This window comes from Ramlibacter sp. (assembly GCF_036383835.1).
Taxonomy (GTDB): domain Bacteria; phylum Pseudomonadota; class Gammaproteobacteria; order Burkholderiales; family Burkholderiaceae_C; genus Ramlibacter.
In genome coordinates, this window is the sequence record NZ_DASVNN010000064.1 from 24,328 (window position 1) to 40,311 (window position 15,984).

Genomic DNA, 15,984 nt, shown 5'->3' on the forward strand with positions numbered 1-15,984 from the left:
CATGGATTTCTCACGGGCGCCAGCGTAGCCGGTGAATGCGGCGTCCTCCCTGCTCAAGAAGTAAAAGCGGCCGCTCTTCTCAACCGTCGGGGCGCACTTGCAGTAGATTCGCCCTCGTGATCCTGACCACCCCCTCCCTGCGCACGCTGCCCAACGGCGTGCGCCTCCTCGCCATCCCGCTGCCGCACGTGCGCAGCACCAGCGTGGGCGTGTTCCTGCACGTCGGCTCGCGCGACGAGACGGCGGCCAACAACGGCATCAGCCACGTGCTGGAGCACATGGCCTTCAAGGGCACGACCCGCCGCACCGTGCAGGAGATCAACCTCGACGCGGAGAGGCTGGGCGCCGACGTCAATGCGTTCACCAGCAAGGACACCACCGGCTACTTCATGACGGGCCTCGGCCGGCATGCGGGCGAGTTCCTGGGCATGCTCGCCGACATCGTCCTGAACAGCACCTTTCCCGAAGCGGAGCTGAAGCGCGAGCTGGAGGTGATCCGGCAGGAGGCGATCGAGTACGACGAAGACCCGGAGGAAAGCTCCGGCGAGCTGCTGGATCGGGCGCTGTTCGGCGCGCATCCGCTGGGCATGCCGGTGATCGGCACCGTGGCCAACATCGAGCGCTTCACGCGCGACGACCTCGTGGCGCACGTGCGGTCGCACTACGTGGCGGAGCAGACCGTTGTCGCCATGGCGGGCGAGGTCGACGTCGAAGCGTTCTTCGCGCAGGGCGAGGCGCTGTTCGCCGGCATGCCGCGCGCTTCGGTGGCGGTGCCCGCGCCGGCCGTGCCCGGACACGTGGGCAGCGCCATGGGGCGCCGCTTCACGCAGGTCTCGCAGGTGTTCATGAACGTCGCGTACCCGGTGCTCCCCGAAGCCGCGGTGGACCTGCGCGACCAGCGCTGGCGCCTCGCCGGCTCGCTCGCCACCATCCTGTTCGGCGGCGGCATGTCGGCGCCGCTGACGGACACCGTGCGCGAACGGCTCGGCCTGGCGTACACGGCGCACTCCACGTCGGAGAGCGGCGACGACTGGTTCAGCTTCATCGTCCATGCCGTCACCACGCCGGAGCAGCTGGACGAACTGGTCGGCGCCGCGGGCACGCTGCTGCGCGCGCATGCGCAGGAGATCGACCCCGTGCACCTCGAACGGGCGAAGAACCAGCTCACGGTGTCGCGCGTGCGCTCCTCGGAACGCACCTATGCGGCGATGGAGCGCGCGGTGGAGGAGCTGTTCCTGCGCGGCACCATCGGCGCGCTGGGCGACACGCTCGACCTGATCGAGGAGATCACGCTGGAGGAGGTGCGGGCGGTGTTCGAGCGGATGCTGCGGCATCCGCCGGCGCTGGCGATCACGGGCAAGGGGGCGACGGCGAAGGCGGCGAAGCAGCTGGCGGGGAAGCTGCGGGCGGGGTGAGGGTGCTCGACGGCGCCTGCCCTTGCCGGAGTCAAACCGGCGAGAACGACACCGACCGCAGCATCTTCGTCTCCTGCTCCAGGATCACGTCGAGCTCGCGCAAGGCGTTCACGTAGTCCGGCCACAGCGGGTCCTCCTCCATCGCCTTGCGCCGGCGCTCGCGCTCGGCCAGGCTGTCGAAGGCCCAGAGGTGCACCACCTGGTTCAGCGGCCCCACCTCCGAGACGAAGAAGCCCACCAGGTGGCCCAGGTGCTTCTTCTGCAGCGGCAGCGCCGCCCGCTCGTACAGCGCGAGGAAGTCGCGCGTGCGCAGCGGCTTGAGGGTGTAGGTCCGCTGTTCGACGATCATCGCGTCACTCGACCTTGATGCCGAGTTCGGCGATCAGCTTGCCCCAGTAGGCGTGGTCGGCGGCCATGCCGGTGTTCACGGCGGCGGCCGGCGTGCCGGTGGGCGTGAGTCCCAGCGAATGCAGGCGGGCCTGGATCTCCGGCATCTTCACGACCTTGACGATCTCGGTGTTCAGGCGCGTGACGATCGCATCGGGCGTGCCCGCGGGCACGAAGAAGGTGTGCCACGAGTTGCCGATCACGCCGTTTGGATCGAGCTCCGCGTTGTACTCGGTCATGGTGGGAACGTCGGGCAGCGCCGCGACCCGCTGCGCGCCCGACACGGCCAGCGCCTTGATACGCTTGGCCTGGATCGAGGGGATCGCGGTCGTCGACGCCTCGAGGTACATGTCGACCACGCCGCTCATGACGTCGGGCGAGGGATTGGTCTTGTACGGCACGTGCGTGAGCTTGATGCCCATGCGGCGCGCCCAGGCCTCGAGCGCCACGTGCGGCTGCGAGCCGACGCCGGCCGAGGCGTAATTGAGCTTGCCGGGATTCGCCTTCGCGTACGCCACCATTTCGGCCATGGTGTTGAAGGGCGCGTTCGGCTTGGCCGTGATGATGTGCGGCACGATCAGCACTTCGGTCACGGCCTTGAAGTCTTTCAGCGGGTTGTACTTGGCCTGCGTGTACAGGTGCGGCGCGATCGCCATCACGCCCTTGACCGTGTAGAACAGGTTGTAGCCGTCGGCGGGCATGGTGGCCGCCGCTTCGGCGCCGATCATGCCGCCGGCGCCGGCGCGGTTGTCGACGATCACCGGCTGGCCGAGCGCCTGCGACAGCTTGTCGGCGATCACGCGCGCCACGACGTCCGGCGAGATGCCCGGCGCGTAGGGCACGATCACCTTGAGCGGCTTGTTCGGATACCCGGACTGGCTCCATGCGGGCAGGGCGAGCGCGGCGGCGGCACCGGTCGCGCCGGTGAGCAGGGTTCTGCGTTTCATCGGTGTTGTCTCCTGGTTCTTCGCTGGCAGGGAAAGGGAGCGCTTCAGCGGCCGCCGGACACGTCCAGCAGCGCGCCATGGATGTAGCTCGCCTGCGAACCGCACAGGAAGCTCACGACCCGGGCCACTTCGTCGGCGCTGCCGACGCGGGCCATGGGCACGGTGGGCGCGAGCCTGGCCAGCGTTTCCTGGCCGCCGTGCGCCTCGTGGATCTCGGTGTCGATGAGGCCGGGCCGCACCGCGTTGACGCGGATGCCGTGCGGCGCGAGCTCGCGCGCCAGGCCCAGCGTGAGGCTGTCGATGGCGCCCTTGGAGGCGGCGTAGTGCGCCTCGTTCATCATGCCGCCGGTGCGCGCCGCGACGGAGGACATGTTGACGATCACGCCGCCGCGGCCGCCCCTTTGCGTCGACATCTGCTTCGCTGCTTCGGACACGCAGTAGAAGCTTCCGAGCACGTTGGCGTCGAACACGCCGCGCAGGTGCTCCGCATCGGCGTCGAAGATCGAGCGCGTGCCGCCGACGACGCCCGCGTTGCTGACCATGGCGTCCAGCCGGCCGAACATCTTCTGCGATTGGGAGAAGAGGCGGCGCACGTCCTGCTGCTTCGCCACGTCCGCCTGCACGGCGAGTGCCTTGCGGCCGGCCTTCTCCACCAGCGCCGCGGTCTCGTTCGCGGCGTTGACGTTGGACAGGTAGCTGAAGCAGACGTCCCAGCCTTCGCGCGCCAGCATGAGGACGATGGCGCGGCCGATGCCTCGGCTGCCGCCGGTGACGATGGCCACGCGGCCCTTGCTCTCGATGTCGCTCATTCGCGTCCCCTGTTGGTATCCGATGACGTGGCGGGCGCGTGAAGCGTGCTATCGTGCTTCGCGCCATGCCTTCCGCTGCCAAGACCGTCCGCCACGTCGCCGCCCGCCCCGCGCTGAAGCAGGTGAAGAACGTGACCCTGCGCGAGCAGGTGACCGAGTCGGTACGCAGCGCGTTGATGAACGGGCACTTCCAGCCCGGCGAGGTGGTGACCGTCAAGGCGATCACCGAGTTGCTGGGCGCGAGCGTGATGCCCGCGCGCGAATCCATGAACCGGCTGATCGCCGAGGGCGCGCTGGAACTGCGTCCCAACCGCACGGTGATCGTGCCGGTGCTCTCGCGGCATGAATTCGACGAACTGACCGACCTGCGCTGCCACGTCGAGGGCCTGGCCGCCTCGCATGCCGTGGCGCACGCGGACGCGTCGCACGTGCAGCAACTGCGCGAGATCGACCGCGCGATGCGCGCGTCGGCGCGCAGCGGCAATGCCGACGCCTATCTCGACGGCAACTTCCAGTTCCACTTCCTGATCTACCGCCTGGGCGCCAGCCCCTTCATGCTGTCGATCATCGAAAAGCTGTGGGTGCGCGTCGGCCCGCTGCTGCGCTCCTGCTTCAACGAGACCGGCTTCTCCGATTCGAGCAAGCACCACGCGCAGATCGTCGAGGCGCTGGGCGCGCGCAAGGCCGGCGAATTGCGCAAGGGCATCGTGGCCGACATCGCCATGGCCGCCGACACCATCCGCGCGGTGCAGGCCGGGCGCGCCGAGGCGCGCAGGGCGGTGGGAGCGGGCCAGGGGGCGCATCGCGCAGCGGATGCCTGGCTCTAGAAGCGGACCTGGTCCGCGCCCTTGAGCTGCAGGATCCCGCGCGCCTCGGCGGGCGTGGCGACCTGCAGGCCCAGGCCTTCGACGATCTTGCGGATCATGCGCACCTGCTGCGCATTGCTCTCGGCCAGCGTGCCGGGGCCGGCCCACAGGCTATCTTCCAGGCCCACGCGCACGTTGCCGCCCATGCCGGCGGCGATGGTGGCGATCGTCATCTGGTGGCGGCCCGCGCCGAGCACGGACCACTGGTAGTCCTTGCCGAAGAGGCGATCGGCCGTGCGGCGCATGTGCGCGACGTCTTCGGGATGCGTGCCGATGCCGCCCAGGATGCCGAACACCGACTGCACGAAGAAGGGCGGCTTGATCAGGCCGCGGTCGGCGAAGTGCGCGAGGTTGTAGAGGTGCCCGATGTCGTAGCACTCCAGCTCGAAGCGCGTGCCGTTGGCGGCACACTTCGCCAGCGCGAATTCGATGTCCTTGAAGGTGTTGCGGAAGATCAGGTCGCGGCTGTTTTCCAGGTGCTGCCGCTCCCAGTCGTGCGTGAATTCCTTGAAGCGCTCCAGCATCGGGAACAGGGCGAAGTTGATCGAGCCCATGTTCAGCGAGGCCACTTCGGGCGCGAAGCGCATCGAGGGCTGGATGCGCTCCTCGATCGTCATGAAGGGCGAGCCGCCGCTGGTGAGGTTCAGCACGGCGTCCGTGCGCGCCTTGATCTGCGGCAGGAAGCGGCCGAAGGCCTCGGGGCTCTGGTCCGGCTTGCCGGTGACGGGATCGCGCGCGTGCAGGTGGATGATGGCCGCGCCGGCCTCCGCCGCACCCACCGCCGCCTCGATGATCTCCTCCGGCGTCACCGGCAGGGAGGGCGACATCGACGGCGTGTGGATGGCGCCGGTGACGGCGCAGGTGATGATGACTTTGCGCATGGAGAGGGATCCCGACGACGACCTTGATGTTTGATCAAAGGCGAGTGTAGGGGCCGTCGTCCGGCCGGCTCTACAGGTTTACCCGGTGCCCGATGCGCACTGCGCTAGAGTCGCGCCCATGCAATGGCTCCGTTCCCTCATCGCCCGATCGCCCAGGCGCGCCCTCGTGCTCGGCAAGACCTTGTTCCTCGCGGGAGCGATCCTGATCCTCGGCGCGGTGTTCGCGCGCGCCTCGCTGGTGGCGCTCAATACGGATCGCGCCGAAGCCAGGCAGCCGGCGTTGCACACGCTGGCCGAGGCCTGGCCGCAATACCCGACGTGGCTGGTGCCCGAAGGGCCCGTCGGATTCGGCATCGCCGCGGTGCTGGTGCTCGTGGGCATGGGCGTGACTTCGCTGGCGGAGTCCGCGCGGCGCAAGCAGAAGCGTTGAAGATGGCGGCGCGCGCGATCGACGTCCGTCCCGCGGTTGCGGCGGACGTGCCGGCGATCCTGGGGTTCATCCGGGAGCTGGCGGTCTACGAGAAGGCCGAAAGCGAAGTGGTGGCGACGGAGGCGATGATTTACGCGTCGCTGTTCGGCGAGGCGCCCCGCGTCCACGCGATCATGTGCAGCGTCGACGGCACGACTTGCGGCTTCGCGCTGTACTTCTTCAACTACTCCACCTGGCAGGGCCGGCAGGGTCTCTACCTGGAAGACCTGTACGTGCAGCCGGCGTATCGCGGCGCGGGGGGCGGCAAGGCGCTGCTCCGCCACCTCGCGCGCATCGCGGTCGCGAACGGCTGCGGACGCTTCGAGTGGAGCGTGCTCGATTGGAACGAGCCGGCAATCCGGTTCTACCGTTCGCTCGGCGCGGTGGCGATGGACGAATGGACGCGCTATCGCCTCACGGGCGAAGCGCTGGCGACGTTCGCGGCGGGCGAACCGCCCGCCCGCTGAGCCGCGATCAGACCTTGATCAGACCTTGATCAGGCGCGCGAGCTCCACGGCTTCCTTCGCGCCGAGGGCGGCGTTGCGGATGTGCCGCTGGGTCTCGACCGGCAGCTGGGCGGTGTTCAGGCCGGTCCACTTGTTGCGGCCCTTGATCGACAGGTTGTAGTGCACCGACACGCCTTCGCGCAGCTTGGCGGCGTACAGCGCAGGGTCGGACTTCAGGTGGCCGATGCGGGGGCTCGCCCATTGCGCGCCGAGCTTCATGTACTTGGCGGCGGCGAACACGGCCTGCACGGGGTCCTGCGGGTCGTCCAGGCCCATGGCCTTGGCGGTGCGCGGCTCGAACTGCGCCAGGCCCAGGTTGGGCGTGCCGTTCTTGCTGGAGCCGGTGCGCTGGATCCAGGACGTCTCGGCTTCGATCACGCCGTACACGTCGTTGTAGTCCAGGCCGACTTCGCCCAGGCCGGCCTTCTCGGCCGCGGCCTTGGCCAGCAGGATGCGCGAGCCTTCGTCGAGCGTCTGCACGGGCTTGCCGCCCCAGCGCACGGTCTCGAACTTGATGGCGGACCGCAGGGCGGCCTCGGTGCCGGCCTTGGCCACCACCGGCGCGGCGAAGCGGATCGCGGGCTGCACGGCGGGCTTGAGGGCGGCCACGGCGGCGGCCGCGGAAGGGGCCTTGAACTGCAGGGCCACACGCGGCTGGGCGCTCGAAACCTGGCTCGTCAGGGCGGCCACGCCAACGGCGGCGAGGGAAACGGCAACCCGGGCGGTGGTGTTCTTGCGCAAGCTCTTCATCGTGTGTAGGTCCTTCTTGATCAGCGTGTAGGCGACTTCTGATAGACCCGTAGGAGGGACGGAAAGTTCTAAGCTCGGCGTGGACGTATTTGGGGATTGGGAGGCTCGATGAGCCCCGATGTCGCTCGGCGCAGGCCCAACGGTGGGCAAGCAGAGCTTGCCCAGCCTTCGAGGCCGCGTGGGAGCCGTAGGGTGGGCAAGCCCTGCTTGCCCACCATTCCCCGAAATCGAAGAGCTACGCCAGCCGCCGGAACCACACCACCGACAGCGCCCCCGCGCCGAGCATGAACAGCCCCGCCGCCAGCGCGAGCAAGCCCGTCAATTCGGTTTCGCGCGTTTGCACCGCCAGGCGCGAGCCGAGGTTCTCGTAGACCGTGCGCAGCTTTTCCGCGGTGCCCGCATGCTCGTACAGGCCGCCCGTCATGCGCGCGACTTCGCGCAAGGTCGCTTCGTCCAGCTGCAGGTAGAGCGGCAGGCCTTCGCCGGTGGGGGCGGTGCCCGCGGTGGCGCCGAGACCCACGACATAGATGCGCACCCCGCGGTCGGCCGCCATCTTCGCGGCTTCCAGCGTGTCGATCCCGGTGGTGCGCCTGCCATCGGTCAGCAGGACGATCGCGGCGGACGCGTACGAGCCCGGCGCCACCGGCGCGATCGGCTTCGGCGGCCCCTTGGGCTGCTCGTCGAGGCTGCGGCCGTGCGACTTGCCGCTGCCGAACGTCATCTCGCCGACGTCGATGCCGTGGTCCGGGAATAGTTCGGCCAGGCACAGCACGATCGCGTTGCCCACCGCCGTGTGCATCTGCATCTGGAAGCCGTCGATCGCGGTGACCAGCGCCGCGCGGTCCAGCGTGGCGCGCTGCGCCACCTGCGTGCTGCCGGCGAAGGTGACGAGGCCCACTTCGATGTCGCGCGGCAGGTCGCGCAGGAACAGCTTGGCCGCCTCCTGCGCCGCCGCCATGCGCGTGGGCTTCACGTCGCTGACGCGCATGCTGAGGGACACGTCCATCGCCAGCATGACCGTGGAGCGTCCCCAGGGCAGCGGCACGCGCGCCACCGGGCGGGCGGCCGCGAACAGCAACAGCGAGCAGGCCAGGAACAGCAGCGCGGGCGGCACGTGCCGCTTCCAGCTGCGCGTGCCGGCCGCGCGCACCGTGCCGATGCTGCTGTAGCGCACGGCGACCTTCCCGCCGCGGCGAACCAGCCAGAGGTAGGCCGCCGGCAGGAGCGGAAGTGCCAGCAGCAGCCAGAGGGATTCGGGCCACAGGTAGAGCATCGCGATGCCGCGCGGCCACGGCGGCTCGGCGGTCCGCACATCGTGCTCCCGGCGCGGCGGCTTGGCAATCGCCGGGCCCGCGCGGCCCCGGGCTTCAGTCGACGCGCGTGAACGTGCGCCGCACGTGCTGCCGGTCCAGCATCTCGAAGTGCCACCACTCGTTGTCGATGCCGCCGAAACCGCCGTGGGCGACGGCGCGCCGCAGGAGTTCGCGGTTGGCGACCTGGTCCCGCGTGAGCTTCCCCTCGGCGAGGTTCCTGGCCTCGAGCACCGGGTGCGACATCTCCGTCATCTCGTCGAAGCCGCTGCCCATGTCGAGCTCGCGGCCCCGCGGGTCGAGGATCGTCGCGTCCAGGGCCATGCCGAAGGAATGGATGGAGCCGCGCGCCGGATCGGCGACGTACTGGCGCAGGTCGGTGCCTTCGAGGAAGTCCCAGAGCTGGATCTGCACGCGGTGCGGCCGCAGTGCGTCCAGCACGAGGAGGCGATGGCCGCGCGCCTCGCGCGCCAGCAGGTCCGCCGCGCGTTCGAGTCCCTCGGCGGCCAGGCGGTGCAGCCAGGCGCAGTCGAGCGTGCCGTAGAGGTCGTGGCCGACGAAGTTGTTCGGCGTGGCATAGCGCAAGTCCACCGCGACGGGCGCGACGGTGGACAGGTGCCGGAAATCAGGGTGGGAACCAACGTCTTCGCAGCGCATCGGGCTGAAGGATACCTGCCCGGAGTGGCCGCCCAATGAAAAAGCGCCGCATGCGCGGCGCTTTGGGGAAGCCCTGGGTCCCCGCCTGCGCGGGGATGACATTCAAACGCCCAGTTCTTCCTGAACTTTTCGCAGCAGCTGGCCGCCACCGAAACTCAGTTGCTCGGGCGGGGTGCCGCCCGCCGTGACGCGGATCGCGCAGTACTTCAGCTCCGGGATCTTGGCCACCGGGTCGAGCGCGTCGTTCGTCACGCGGTTCACCGCCGCTTCGTAGTAGCAGAAGGGCACGAACACGGCGCCGCGCGGCGAGCTTTCGTCGGCACGGCCGTACAGCGACACCTTGCCCCGGCGCGACTCGATCGTCAGCAGCTCGCCGGGCTTCACGCCCATCGCGGCCAGGTCCAGCGGGTGGACGAGGGCGACCGGATCCGGCTCGATCGCATCGAGCACGGTGGCGCGGCGCGTCATGCTGCCGGTGTGCCAGTGTTCCAGCTGGCGGCCGGTGATCAGCACCATCGGGTACTGCGCATCCGGGCGCTCCGCGGCGGGGATGATGTCCGCCGGCACGAAGCGGGCCTTGCCGTCGGCGCGCGGGAAGTCCTCGACGAACACCACGGACTCGCCGGGGTCGCCTTCCTGCGTGCAGGGATAGGTGACCGCGTCCTCGCGCTCCAGGCGGTCCCAGGTGATGCCGCCGATGCTCGGCATGCTGTGCCGCATCTCGTCGAACACCTCGGACACGTGCTGGTAGTTCCAGTCCAGGCCGAGGCCGCGCGCGATCTCCTGGATGATCCAGAGGTCCTGCTTGGCGTCGCCGGGCGGCGTCACGGCCTGCCGGCCCAGCTGCACCAGGCGGTCGGTGTTGGTGAAGGTGCCGTCCTTCTCGGCGAAGGCGCTGGCGGGCAGCACGACGTCGGCGAGGGCGGCGGTTTCCGTGAGGAAGATGTCCTGCACCACCAGGTGGTCCAGCGCGGCCAGCATCTCGCGGGCGTGGTTGGCGTCGGGATCGGACATCGCGGGGTTCTCGCCCATGATGTACATGCCCTTGACCTTGCCGTCGCCGATGGCGTGCATCACTTCCACGACGGTGAGGCCGGGCTTGTCGTCCAGCGTGCCGGGCGCGAGCTTCCAGTGCTTCTCGAAGCGGGCGCGCACCTCGGGCTCCACGACCTTCTGGTAGTCGGGCAGCATCATCGGGATCAGGCCGGCGTCGGACGCGCCCTGCACGTTGTTCTGGCCGCGCAGCGGATGCAGGCCGGTGCCCGGGCGGCCGATCTGGCCGGTGAGCAGCGACAGCGCGATCAGGCAGCGCGCGTTGTCGGTGCCGTGCACGTGCTGCGACACGCCCATGCCCCACAGGATCATCGAGCCCTTGCTGGTGGCGAAGGCGCGCGCCGTCTCCTTCAGGACGTCGGCGGGAACGCCGCAGACGGATTCCATCTCCTCGGGGCTGTAGCCCACCAGGTTCTTCTTCAGCTCCTCGAAGCCGCTGGTGCGCGATTCGATGAAGGCCTTGTCCGCCAGGCCCTCGTGCACGATGACGTGCATCATCGCGTTGAGCATGGCGACGTCGGTGTCGGGCTTGAACTGCAGGTGACGCCAGGCGTGGCGGGTGAGGTCCGACTGGCGCGGGTCCATCACGACCAGGCGGGCGCCGTTCTTCGCCGCGTTCTTCATCCAGGTGGCGGCCACCGGATGGTTGACGGTCGGATTGGCGCCGATGACCACGATCACTTCGGCCTTGGTCACGTCCATCACCGGGTTGGACACGGCGCCGGAGCCGATCCCTTCCAGCAGCGCGGCGACGGAGGACGCATGGCACAGGCGCGTGCAGTGGTCGACGTTGTTGCTGCGAAAGCCGGTGCGCACCAGCTTCTGGAACAGGTAGGCCTCTTCGTTGCTGCCCTTGGCGGAGCCGAAGCCGACGAGGGTCTTCGGGCCCTGGGTGTCGCGGATGTCCTTCAGCTTGCCGGTCGCCAGGGCCAGCGCCTCCTCCCAGCTCGCTTCGCGGAAGATCTCGTGCACGCGCTCGGGATCGAAGATCGCCTTCGGGTCCTTGGGCGCGTCGGCGCGGCGGATCAGCGGCTTGGTCAGGCGCTGGGGGTGGTGCGCGTAGTCGAAGCCGTAGCGGCCCTTCACGCACAGGCGGCCATGGTTCGCGGGGCCGTCACGGCCTTCCACGAACAGGATCTTGTTGTCCTTGACGTTGTACGTGAGCTGGCAACCCACGCCGCAGTACGGGCAGACGGAGTCCACCTGCTTGTCGGGGACGGGCAGGGCGGCGTCGCGCGCCGGCATCAGCGCGCCGGTGGGGCAGGCCTGCACGCATTCGCCGCAGGCCACGCAGGTGGACACGCCCATCGGGTCGTCCATGTCGAACACGATCTTGGCGTGCTCGCCGCGGAAGGCGAGGCCGATCACGTCGTTCACCTGCTCGTCGCGGCAGGCGCGCAGGCAGCGCGTGCACTGGATGCAGGCATCCAGGTTCACGGCGATCGCGGGATGCGTGAGGTCGGGCGCGACCTGGCCGCGCGAGGGGAAGCGGGGCTTGCCGACGCCGAGCTTCGAAGACCATTCGTCCACCTCGTTGTGGCGGGTGTACTCGGTCTCCGGCATGTCGGACTGCAGCAGCTCCAGCACCATCTTCTGCGCCTTCACGGCGCGCTCGCTGTTGCTGGTGACTTCCATGCCGGCGGTGGGCGCGCGGCAGCAGCTCGGGGCGAGCACGCGCTCGCCCTTGATCTCCACCATGCACGCGCGGCAGTTGCCGGCGGGATCGAGTCCGTCCTTGTAGCAAAGGCGCGGGATCTCCACGCCCTCGCGATCGGCGACCTGGATCACCGTCTCGTTGGCGCGGGCCTCGACCGCCTTGCCGTTCAGCGTGAACTTGACGACGGGGGTCTCGATCTGCGCCATTTCGGCGCGGGTGACGGCGTTCATGTTTGTAGTTCCTGAAAAACCAACTTCCGGACGCAGAGGCCGCAGAGGTCACGCAGAGGACGCAAAAGAGAGATCATCTTTTCTGGTCTTCTTCTGCGCTCCCTGCGCAACCTTTGCGTCCTCTGCGTCCGGATGTCGGATGTCTACGCCAACTCGTGCGGGAAGTACTTGATCACGCAGTCGAACGGGTTCGGCGCGGCCTGGCCCAAACCGCAGATCGACGCGTCGCGCATCACCTGCGACAGCTCCGCGAGCAGCGTCAGGTCCCACTTGGGCGCCTGCATCAGCGCGTACGCCTTCGCGGTCCCCGACCGGCAGGGCGTGCATTGGCCGCACGACTCGTCGCGGAAGAACCTCAGCGTGTTCCTCGCCGCGGCCGTGGCGGTGTCCTTGTCCGACAGCACCACCACCGCCGCCGACCCGATGAAGCAGCCGTAGGGCTGCAGCGTGTCGAAGTCCAGCGGGATGTCGTTCATCGAGGCCGGCAGGATGCCGCCCGAGGCGCCGCCCGGCAGGTAGCCGTAGAACTTGTGGCCGGTGGCCATGCCGCCGCAGTACTCGTCGATCAGTTCCTGGATCGTGACCCCGGCCGGAGCCAGCTTCACGCCCGGGTTCTTCACGCGGCCCGACACGGAGTAGGAGCGCAGGCCTTTGCGGCCGTTGACGCCCTGCGAGGCAAACCATTCGGCGCCGCGCTCCAGCAGGTCGCGCACCCAGAACAGCGTCTCGAAGTTGTGCTCCAGCGTCGGCCGGCCGAACAGGCCGACCTGCGCCACGTAGGGCGGACGCAGGCGCGGCATGCCGCGCTTGCCTTCGATCGATTCGATCATCGCGGACTCTTCGCCGCAGATGTAGGCGCCGGCGCCGCGGCGCAATTCGATCTTCGGCAGGCCCTTCGACGGCGGATCCTTCTGCAGGCGCGCGATCTCCTGTTCGAGCATCGCGCGGCAGCCGTGGTATTCGTCGCGCAGGTAGATGTAGATGGCGTCGATGCCCACCGCCCAGGCGGCGATCAGCATGCCTTCGAGGAAGCGGTGCGGATCGCGCTCGAGGTACACGCGGTCCTTGAAGGTGCCGGGCTCGCCCTCGTCGATGTTCACGGCCATCAGGCGCGGGCCGGGTTCGTTGCGCACGATGCGCCACTTGCGGCCGGCCGGGAAGCCCGCGCCGCCGAGGCCGCGCAGGCCCGAGGCCTCCATCACCTTGATCACGGACTCGATGTCGCGCTCGCCCGTGAGGCACTGTTCCAGCGTCTTGTAGCCGCCGGCGGCACAGTACTGCGACAGGCCCGTGTAGCCCTCGGGCTCGTGCTTCGTCGCCTTTTCCTTGACGCACTCCGCGACCTTCTGGGTCGTGGCGCAGGGCACCGGCTTCTGGCCGACGACCGCGGCCGGCGCCTGTTCGCAGCGGCCGATGCAGGGAGCAGCGATGACGCGCACGTCGCGTCCGAGCACGGACGGCAGCCTGGCAAGCAGTTGCTGCGCGCCGGCCATTTCGCACGACAGGCCGTCGCAGACGCGCACGGTCAGCGCCTCGGGCGCCTCGTCGCCTTCCTTGACGATGTCGAAGTGGTGGTAGAAGGACGCCACTTCGTAGACCTCGCTCTGGGCCAGGCGCATCTCCTGCGCGAGCGCGGAGAGATGCGCGGCCGAGAGGTGGCCGAAGTGGTCCTGCAGCTTGTGCAAGTGCTCGATCAGCAGGTCGCGCTGGCGCGATGCGTCACCGAGCAGCTGCCGCACTTCGGCCAGCGCCTGGTCCCCGGGCTTGCGGCCCTTGGGACCCTGGCGCTTGCGCTCCCGCAAGGGGAGCGCGGCCGCGGCGATGGGAATGACGCGATGACCTGCCATCTCGACTCGCTTACTTCAGGAGACCGGCGGCACGGGCCCACTGGTACTTGGCGCCCAGCACTTCCACCGGGAGTTCGGTGGAGTAGGCATAGGCGGGGATGCCGTTCTCGTACAGGTACTGGGCGGCTTCCTCGACTTCCACGTCGCCGGCGAGGGACACCACCACCGGCTTGACCTTGCCCTTTTCCTTCATCTCGTTGACCACCTGCACCATGTTCTTTGCGAACACCATGGGCGGCGTGACGATGGTGTGCCAGTAGCCCAGGATCAGCGCGTGGACACGGTCGTCTTCCAGGCCCAGCTTCACCGTGTTGACGTAGGTGATGGGCGGCTCGCCGCCGGTGATGTCCACCGGGTTGCCGGCCGCGCCGAACGGCGGGATGAACTTGCGGAAGGCGGCGTCCAGGTCGTCGGGCATCGGCTTGAGCAGCTTCAGGCCGTTGTCGACGCAGGCGTCGGACAGCAGCACGCCGGAGCCGCCGGCGCCGGTGATGATCACCACGTTCTCGCCCTTGGGCGTCGGCAGGATCGGCACGCCGCGCGACAGCTCCAGCATCTGGCGCAGGCTGCGGGCGCGGATCACGCCGGACTGCTTGAGCACGTCCTCGTAGATCTTGTCGGTGCCGGCGACGGCGCCGGTGTGCGAGGCGGCGGCCGCGGCGCCCATCTCGGTGCGGCCGGCCTTGAGCATGATCACGGGCTTCTTCTTCGAGACGCGCTTGGCGACCTCGGCGAAGGCACGGCCGTCCTTCAGGTCTTCGGCGTGCTGGGCGATCACCTTGGTGTTCTCGTCCTGCTCGAAGAAGAGGAGCAGGTCGTCCTCGTCGATGTCCGACTTGTTGCCCAGGCCGACGATCGCCGAGACGCCCATCTTGGCCGAGCGCGAGAAGCCGATGATGGCCATGCCGATGCCGCCGGACTGCGAGGACAGGGCGGTGGAGCCCTTGACGTCGTAGGCCGTGCAGAAGGTGGCGCACAGGTTGGAAGGCGTGTAGTAGAAGCCGTAGATGTTCGGCCCCATCAGGCGGATGTTGTACTCGCGCCCGATCTTCTGCAGTTCTTCCTGGCCTTCGACGTTGCCGGTCTCGCCGAAGCCCGAGGGGATCAGGATGGCGCCGGCGATCTTCTTCTCGCCGCATTCCTTCAGCGCGCCGGCCACGAGGGCCGCGGGGATCGCGAACACCGCGGTGTCGATCTCGCCGGGGACGTCCTTCACGCTCTTGTAGGCCTGCAGGCCCATGATCTCGCCGCCCTTGGGCGTGATCGGGTAGATCTTGCCCTGGTAGCCGCCGTTGATCAGGTTCTTCATCACCGAGTTGCCGATCTTGCCGGCCTGGTCGGACGCGCCGATCACCGCCACCGCCTTCGGCTTCATGATGCGGTTCATCGACGTGACGACGTCCTTCTCGGCCGGGCGGTAGCGCGCGGGCTTCTGGTCGAAGTTCAGCACGATGCGCACGTCGGCGGCGATCGCGCCTTCGTCGGAGGCGAACACCGGGTTCAGGTCCATCTCGGAGATCTCGGGGAAGTCCGAGACCAGCTGCGAGACGCGCACGATGGTGTCCTGCAGCGCTTCGCGGTTCACCGGCTTGGCGCCGCGCACGCCCTTCAGGATCTCGGCGGCCTGGATGCCGTCGAGCATCGAGCCGGCGTCTTCGCGGGTGGCCGGGGCCAGGCGGAAGGTGACGTCCTTGAGCACTTCCACCAGCACGCCGCCCATGCCGAAGGCGACCAGCTTGCCGAAGCTGTCGTCGGTCATCGCGCCGATGATGGTTTCCTGGCCGCCCTTGATCATCTGCTGCACCTGCACGCCGACGATCTTGGCGTCCGCCTTGTACTTCCTGGCGTTGGCGATGATCTGCTCGTAGGCGGTCGCTGCTTCATCGGCGTTCTTCACGCCCACGACCACGCCGCCGGCTTCCGTCTTGTGCAGGATGTCCGGCGAGACGATCTTCATCACCACGGGGAAGCCCATGGAGGAGGCGAGCGTCATCGCTTCCTTGCTGCTGCCGACGACGCCTTCCTTCGGCACGTTGATGCCGTAGGCGTCGCAGATCTGCTTGCCTTCAGGGGCCGTCAGCGAATCGCGCTTGTCCTTCTTCACCGCGTCCAGGATCGCGCGGACCTTCTGCTTGTCAGCTTGGAAATTGGCCATGTAGTGCCCCTTAAAAATTGGTTTGTCTCTCGGGTCCGGGTCGCG

Annotated in this window: 14 protein-coding genes; 4 read left to right on the forward strand and 10 right to left on the reverse strand. The window is 68.6% G+C overall.

The genetic code is table 11. From position 1 onward, the window contains the following. The first annotated feature begins 116 nt into the window (after nucleotides 1-116). Nucleotides 117-1,415: a pitrilysin family protein gene (locus VF522_RS10425; RefSeq protein ID WP_330908191.1), complete on the forward strand. Its 1,299-nt coding sequence runs from the start codon at nucleotides 117-119 to the stop codon at nucleotides 1,413-1,415. Nucleotides 1,416-1,446: 31 nt separating this feature from the next. On the opposite strand, the gene VF522_RS10430 is transcribed toward VF522_RS10425, so the two are convergent. From VF522_RS10430 to VF522_RS10440, 3 genes are read right to left on the reverse strand one after another with little or no spacing between them, the layout of a single operon-like run. Next, on the reverse strand, nucleotides 1,447-1,764 hold the full coding sequence (locus tag VF522_RS10430; protein ID WP_330908192.1) for an NIPSNAP family protein: 318 nt from the start codon (nucleotides 1,762-1,764) through the stop codon (nucleotides 1,447-1,449). 4 nt (nucleotides 1,765-1,768) lie between these two features. Continuing rightward, nucleotides 1,769-2,749, reverse strand: a complete 981-nt coding sequence (locus VF522_RS10435) for a Bug family tripartite tricarboxylate transporter substrate binding protein (protein WP_330908193.1) — start codon at nucleotides 2,747-2,749, stop codon at nucleotides 1,769-1,771. Between the two features lie 44 nt (nucleotides 2,750-2,793). Next, nucleotides 2,794-3,558: an SDR family oxidoreductase gene (locus VF522_RS10440; RefSeq protein WP_330908194.1), complete on the reverse strand. Its 765-nt coding sequence runs from the start codon at nucleotides 3,556-3,558 to the stop codon at nucleotides 2,794-2,796. Between the two features lie 65 nt (nucleotides 3,559-3,623). Here VF522_RS10440 and VF522_RS10445 point away from each other — a divergent pair, with 65 nt between their 5' ends. Next, nucleotides 3,624-4,385 carry a GntR family transcriptional regulator gene (locus VF522_RS10445; protein ID WP_330908195.1) on the forward strand — a complete coding sequence of 254 codons (762 nt, stop codon included), beginning with the start codon at nucleotides 3,624-3,626 and terminating at the stop codon, nucleotides 4,383-4,385. Here VF522_RS10445 and VF522_RS10450 read toward each other — a convergent pair. Then, on the reverse strand, nucleotides 4,382-5,305 hold the full coding sequence (locus tag VF522_RS10450; protein WP_330908196.1) for a 3-keto-5-aminohexanoate cleavage protein: 924 nt from the start codon (nucleotides 5,303-5,305) through the stop codon (nucleotides 4,382-4,384). The genes VF522_RS10445 and VF522_RS10450 overlap by 4 nt on opposite strands. Nucleotides 5,306-5,423: 118 nt before the next feature. Between VF522_RS10450 and VF522_RS10455 the strand changes: the two genes are divergently transcribed. Both VF522_RS10455 and VF522_RS10460 read left to right on the forward strand, forming a co-directional pair. Then, complete coding sequence (locus tag VF522_RS10455; protein WP_330908197.1) at nucleotides 5,424-5,735, forward strand: hypothetical protein; 312 nt, start codon at nucleotides 5,424-5,426, stop codon at nucleotides 5,733-5,735. 2 nt (nucleotides 5,736-5,737) lie between these two features. Further along, nucleotides 5,738-6,241, forward strand: coding sequence for a GNAT family N-acetyltransferase (locus tag VF522_RS10460; RefSeq protein ID WP_330908198.1), 504 nt, complete (start codon nucleotides 5,738-5,740; stop codon nucleotides 6,239-6,241). An 18-nt stretch (nucleotides 6,242-6,259) separates the two neighbouring features. Here the strand turns inward: VF522_RS10460 and VF522_RS10465 are convergent, their stop codons facing one another. The 6 genes from VF522_RS10465 to VF522_RS10490 all read right to left on the reverse strand — a co-directional run bounded on the left by VF522_RS10465 (nucleotide 6,260) and on the right by VF522_RS10490 (nucleotide 15,939). Further along, complete coding sequence (locus VF522_RS10465; protein ID WP_330908199.1) at nucleotides 6,260-7,030, reverse strand: transglycosylase SLT domain-containing protein; 771 nt, start codon at nucleotides 7,028-7,030, stop codon at nucleotides 6,260-6,262. A gap of 235 nt (nucleotides 7,031-7,265) precedes the next feature. Further along, nucleotides 7,266-8,303: a VWA domain-containing protein gene (locus VF522_RS10470; protein WP_330908282.1), complete on the reverse strand. Its 1,038-nt coding sequence runs from the start codon at nucleotides 8,301-8,303 to the stop codon at nucleotides 7,266-7,268. Between the two features lie 94 nt (nucleotides 8,304-8,397). After that, complete coding sequence (locus VF522_RS10475; protein ID WP_330908200.1) at nucleotides 8,398-8,997, reverse strand: M15 family metallopeptidase; 600 nt, start codon at nucleotides 8,995-8,997, stop codon at nucleotides 8,398-8,400. A 102-nt stretch (nucleotides 8,998-9,099) separates the two neighbouring features. Further along, the gene (fdhF, locus tag VF522_RS10480) at nucleotides 9,100-11,937 is read right to left on the reverse strand and encodes a formate dehydrogenase subunit alpha (RefSeq protein WP_330908201.1); all 2,838 of its coding nucleotides are present in this window, start codon (nucleotides 11,935-11,937) and stop codon (nucleotides 9,100-9,102) included. A 143-nt stretch (nucleotides 11,938-12,080) separates the two neighbouring features. Further along, a complete protein-coding gene (locus VF522_RS10485) occupies nucleotides 12,081-13,784 on the reverse strand; it encodes an NAD(P)H-dependent oxidoreductase subunit E (RefSeq protein WP_330908202.1) in 1,704 nt (567 codons plus the stop codon). Nucleotides 13,785-13,794: 10 nt separating this feature from the next. Further along, complete coding sequence (locus VF522_RS10490) at nucleotides 13,795-15,939, reverse strand: acetate--CoA ligase family protein (RefSeq protein ID WP_330908203.1); 2,145 nt, start codon at nucleotides 15,937-15,939, stop codon at nucleotides 13,795-13,797. Between the last annotated feature and the right edge of the window lie 45 nt (nucleotides 15,940-15,984).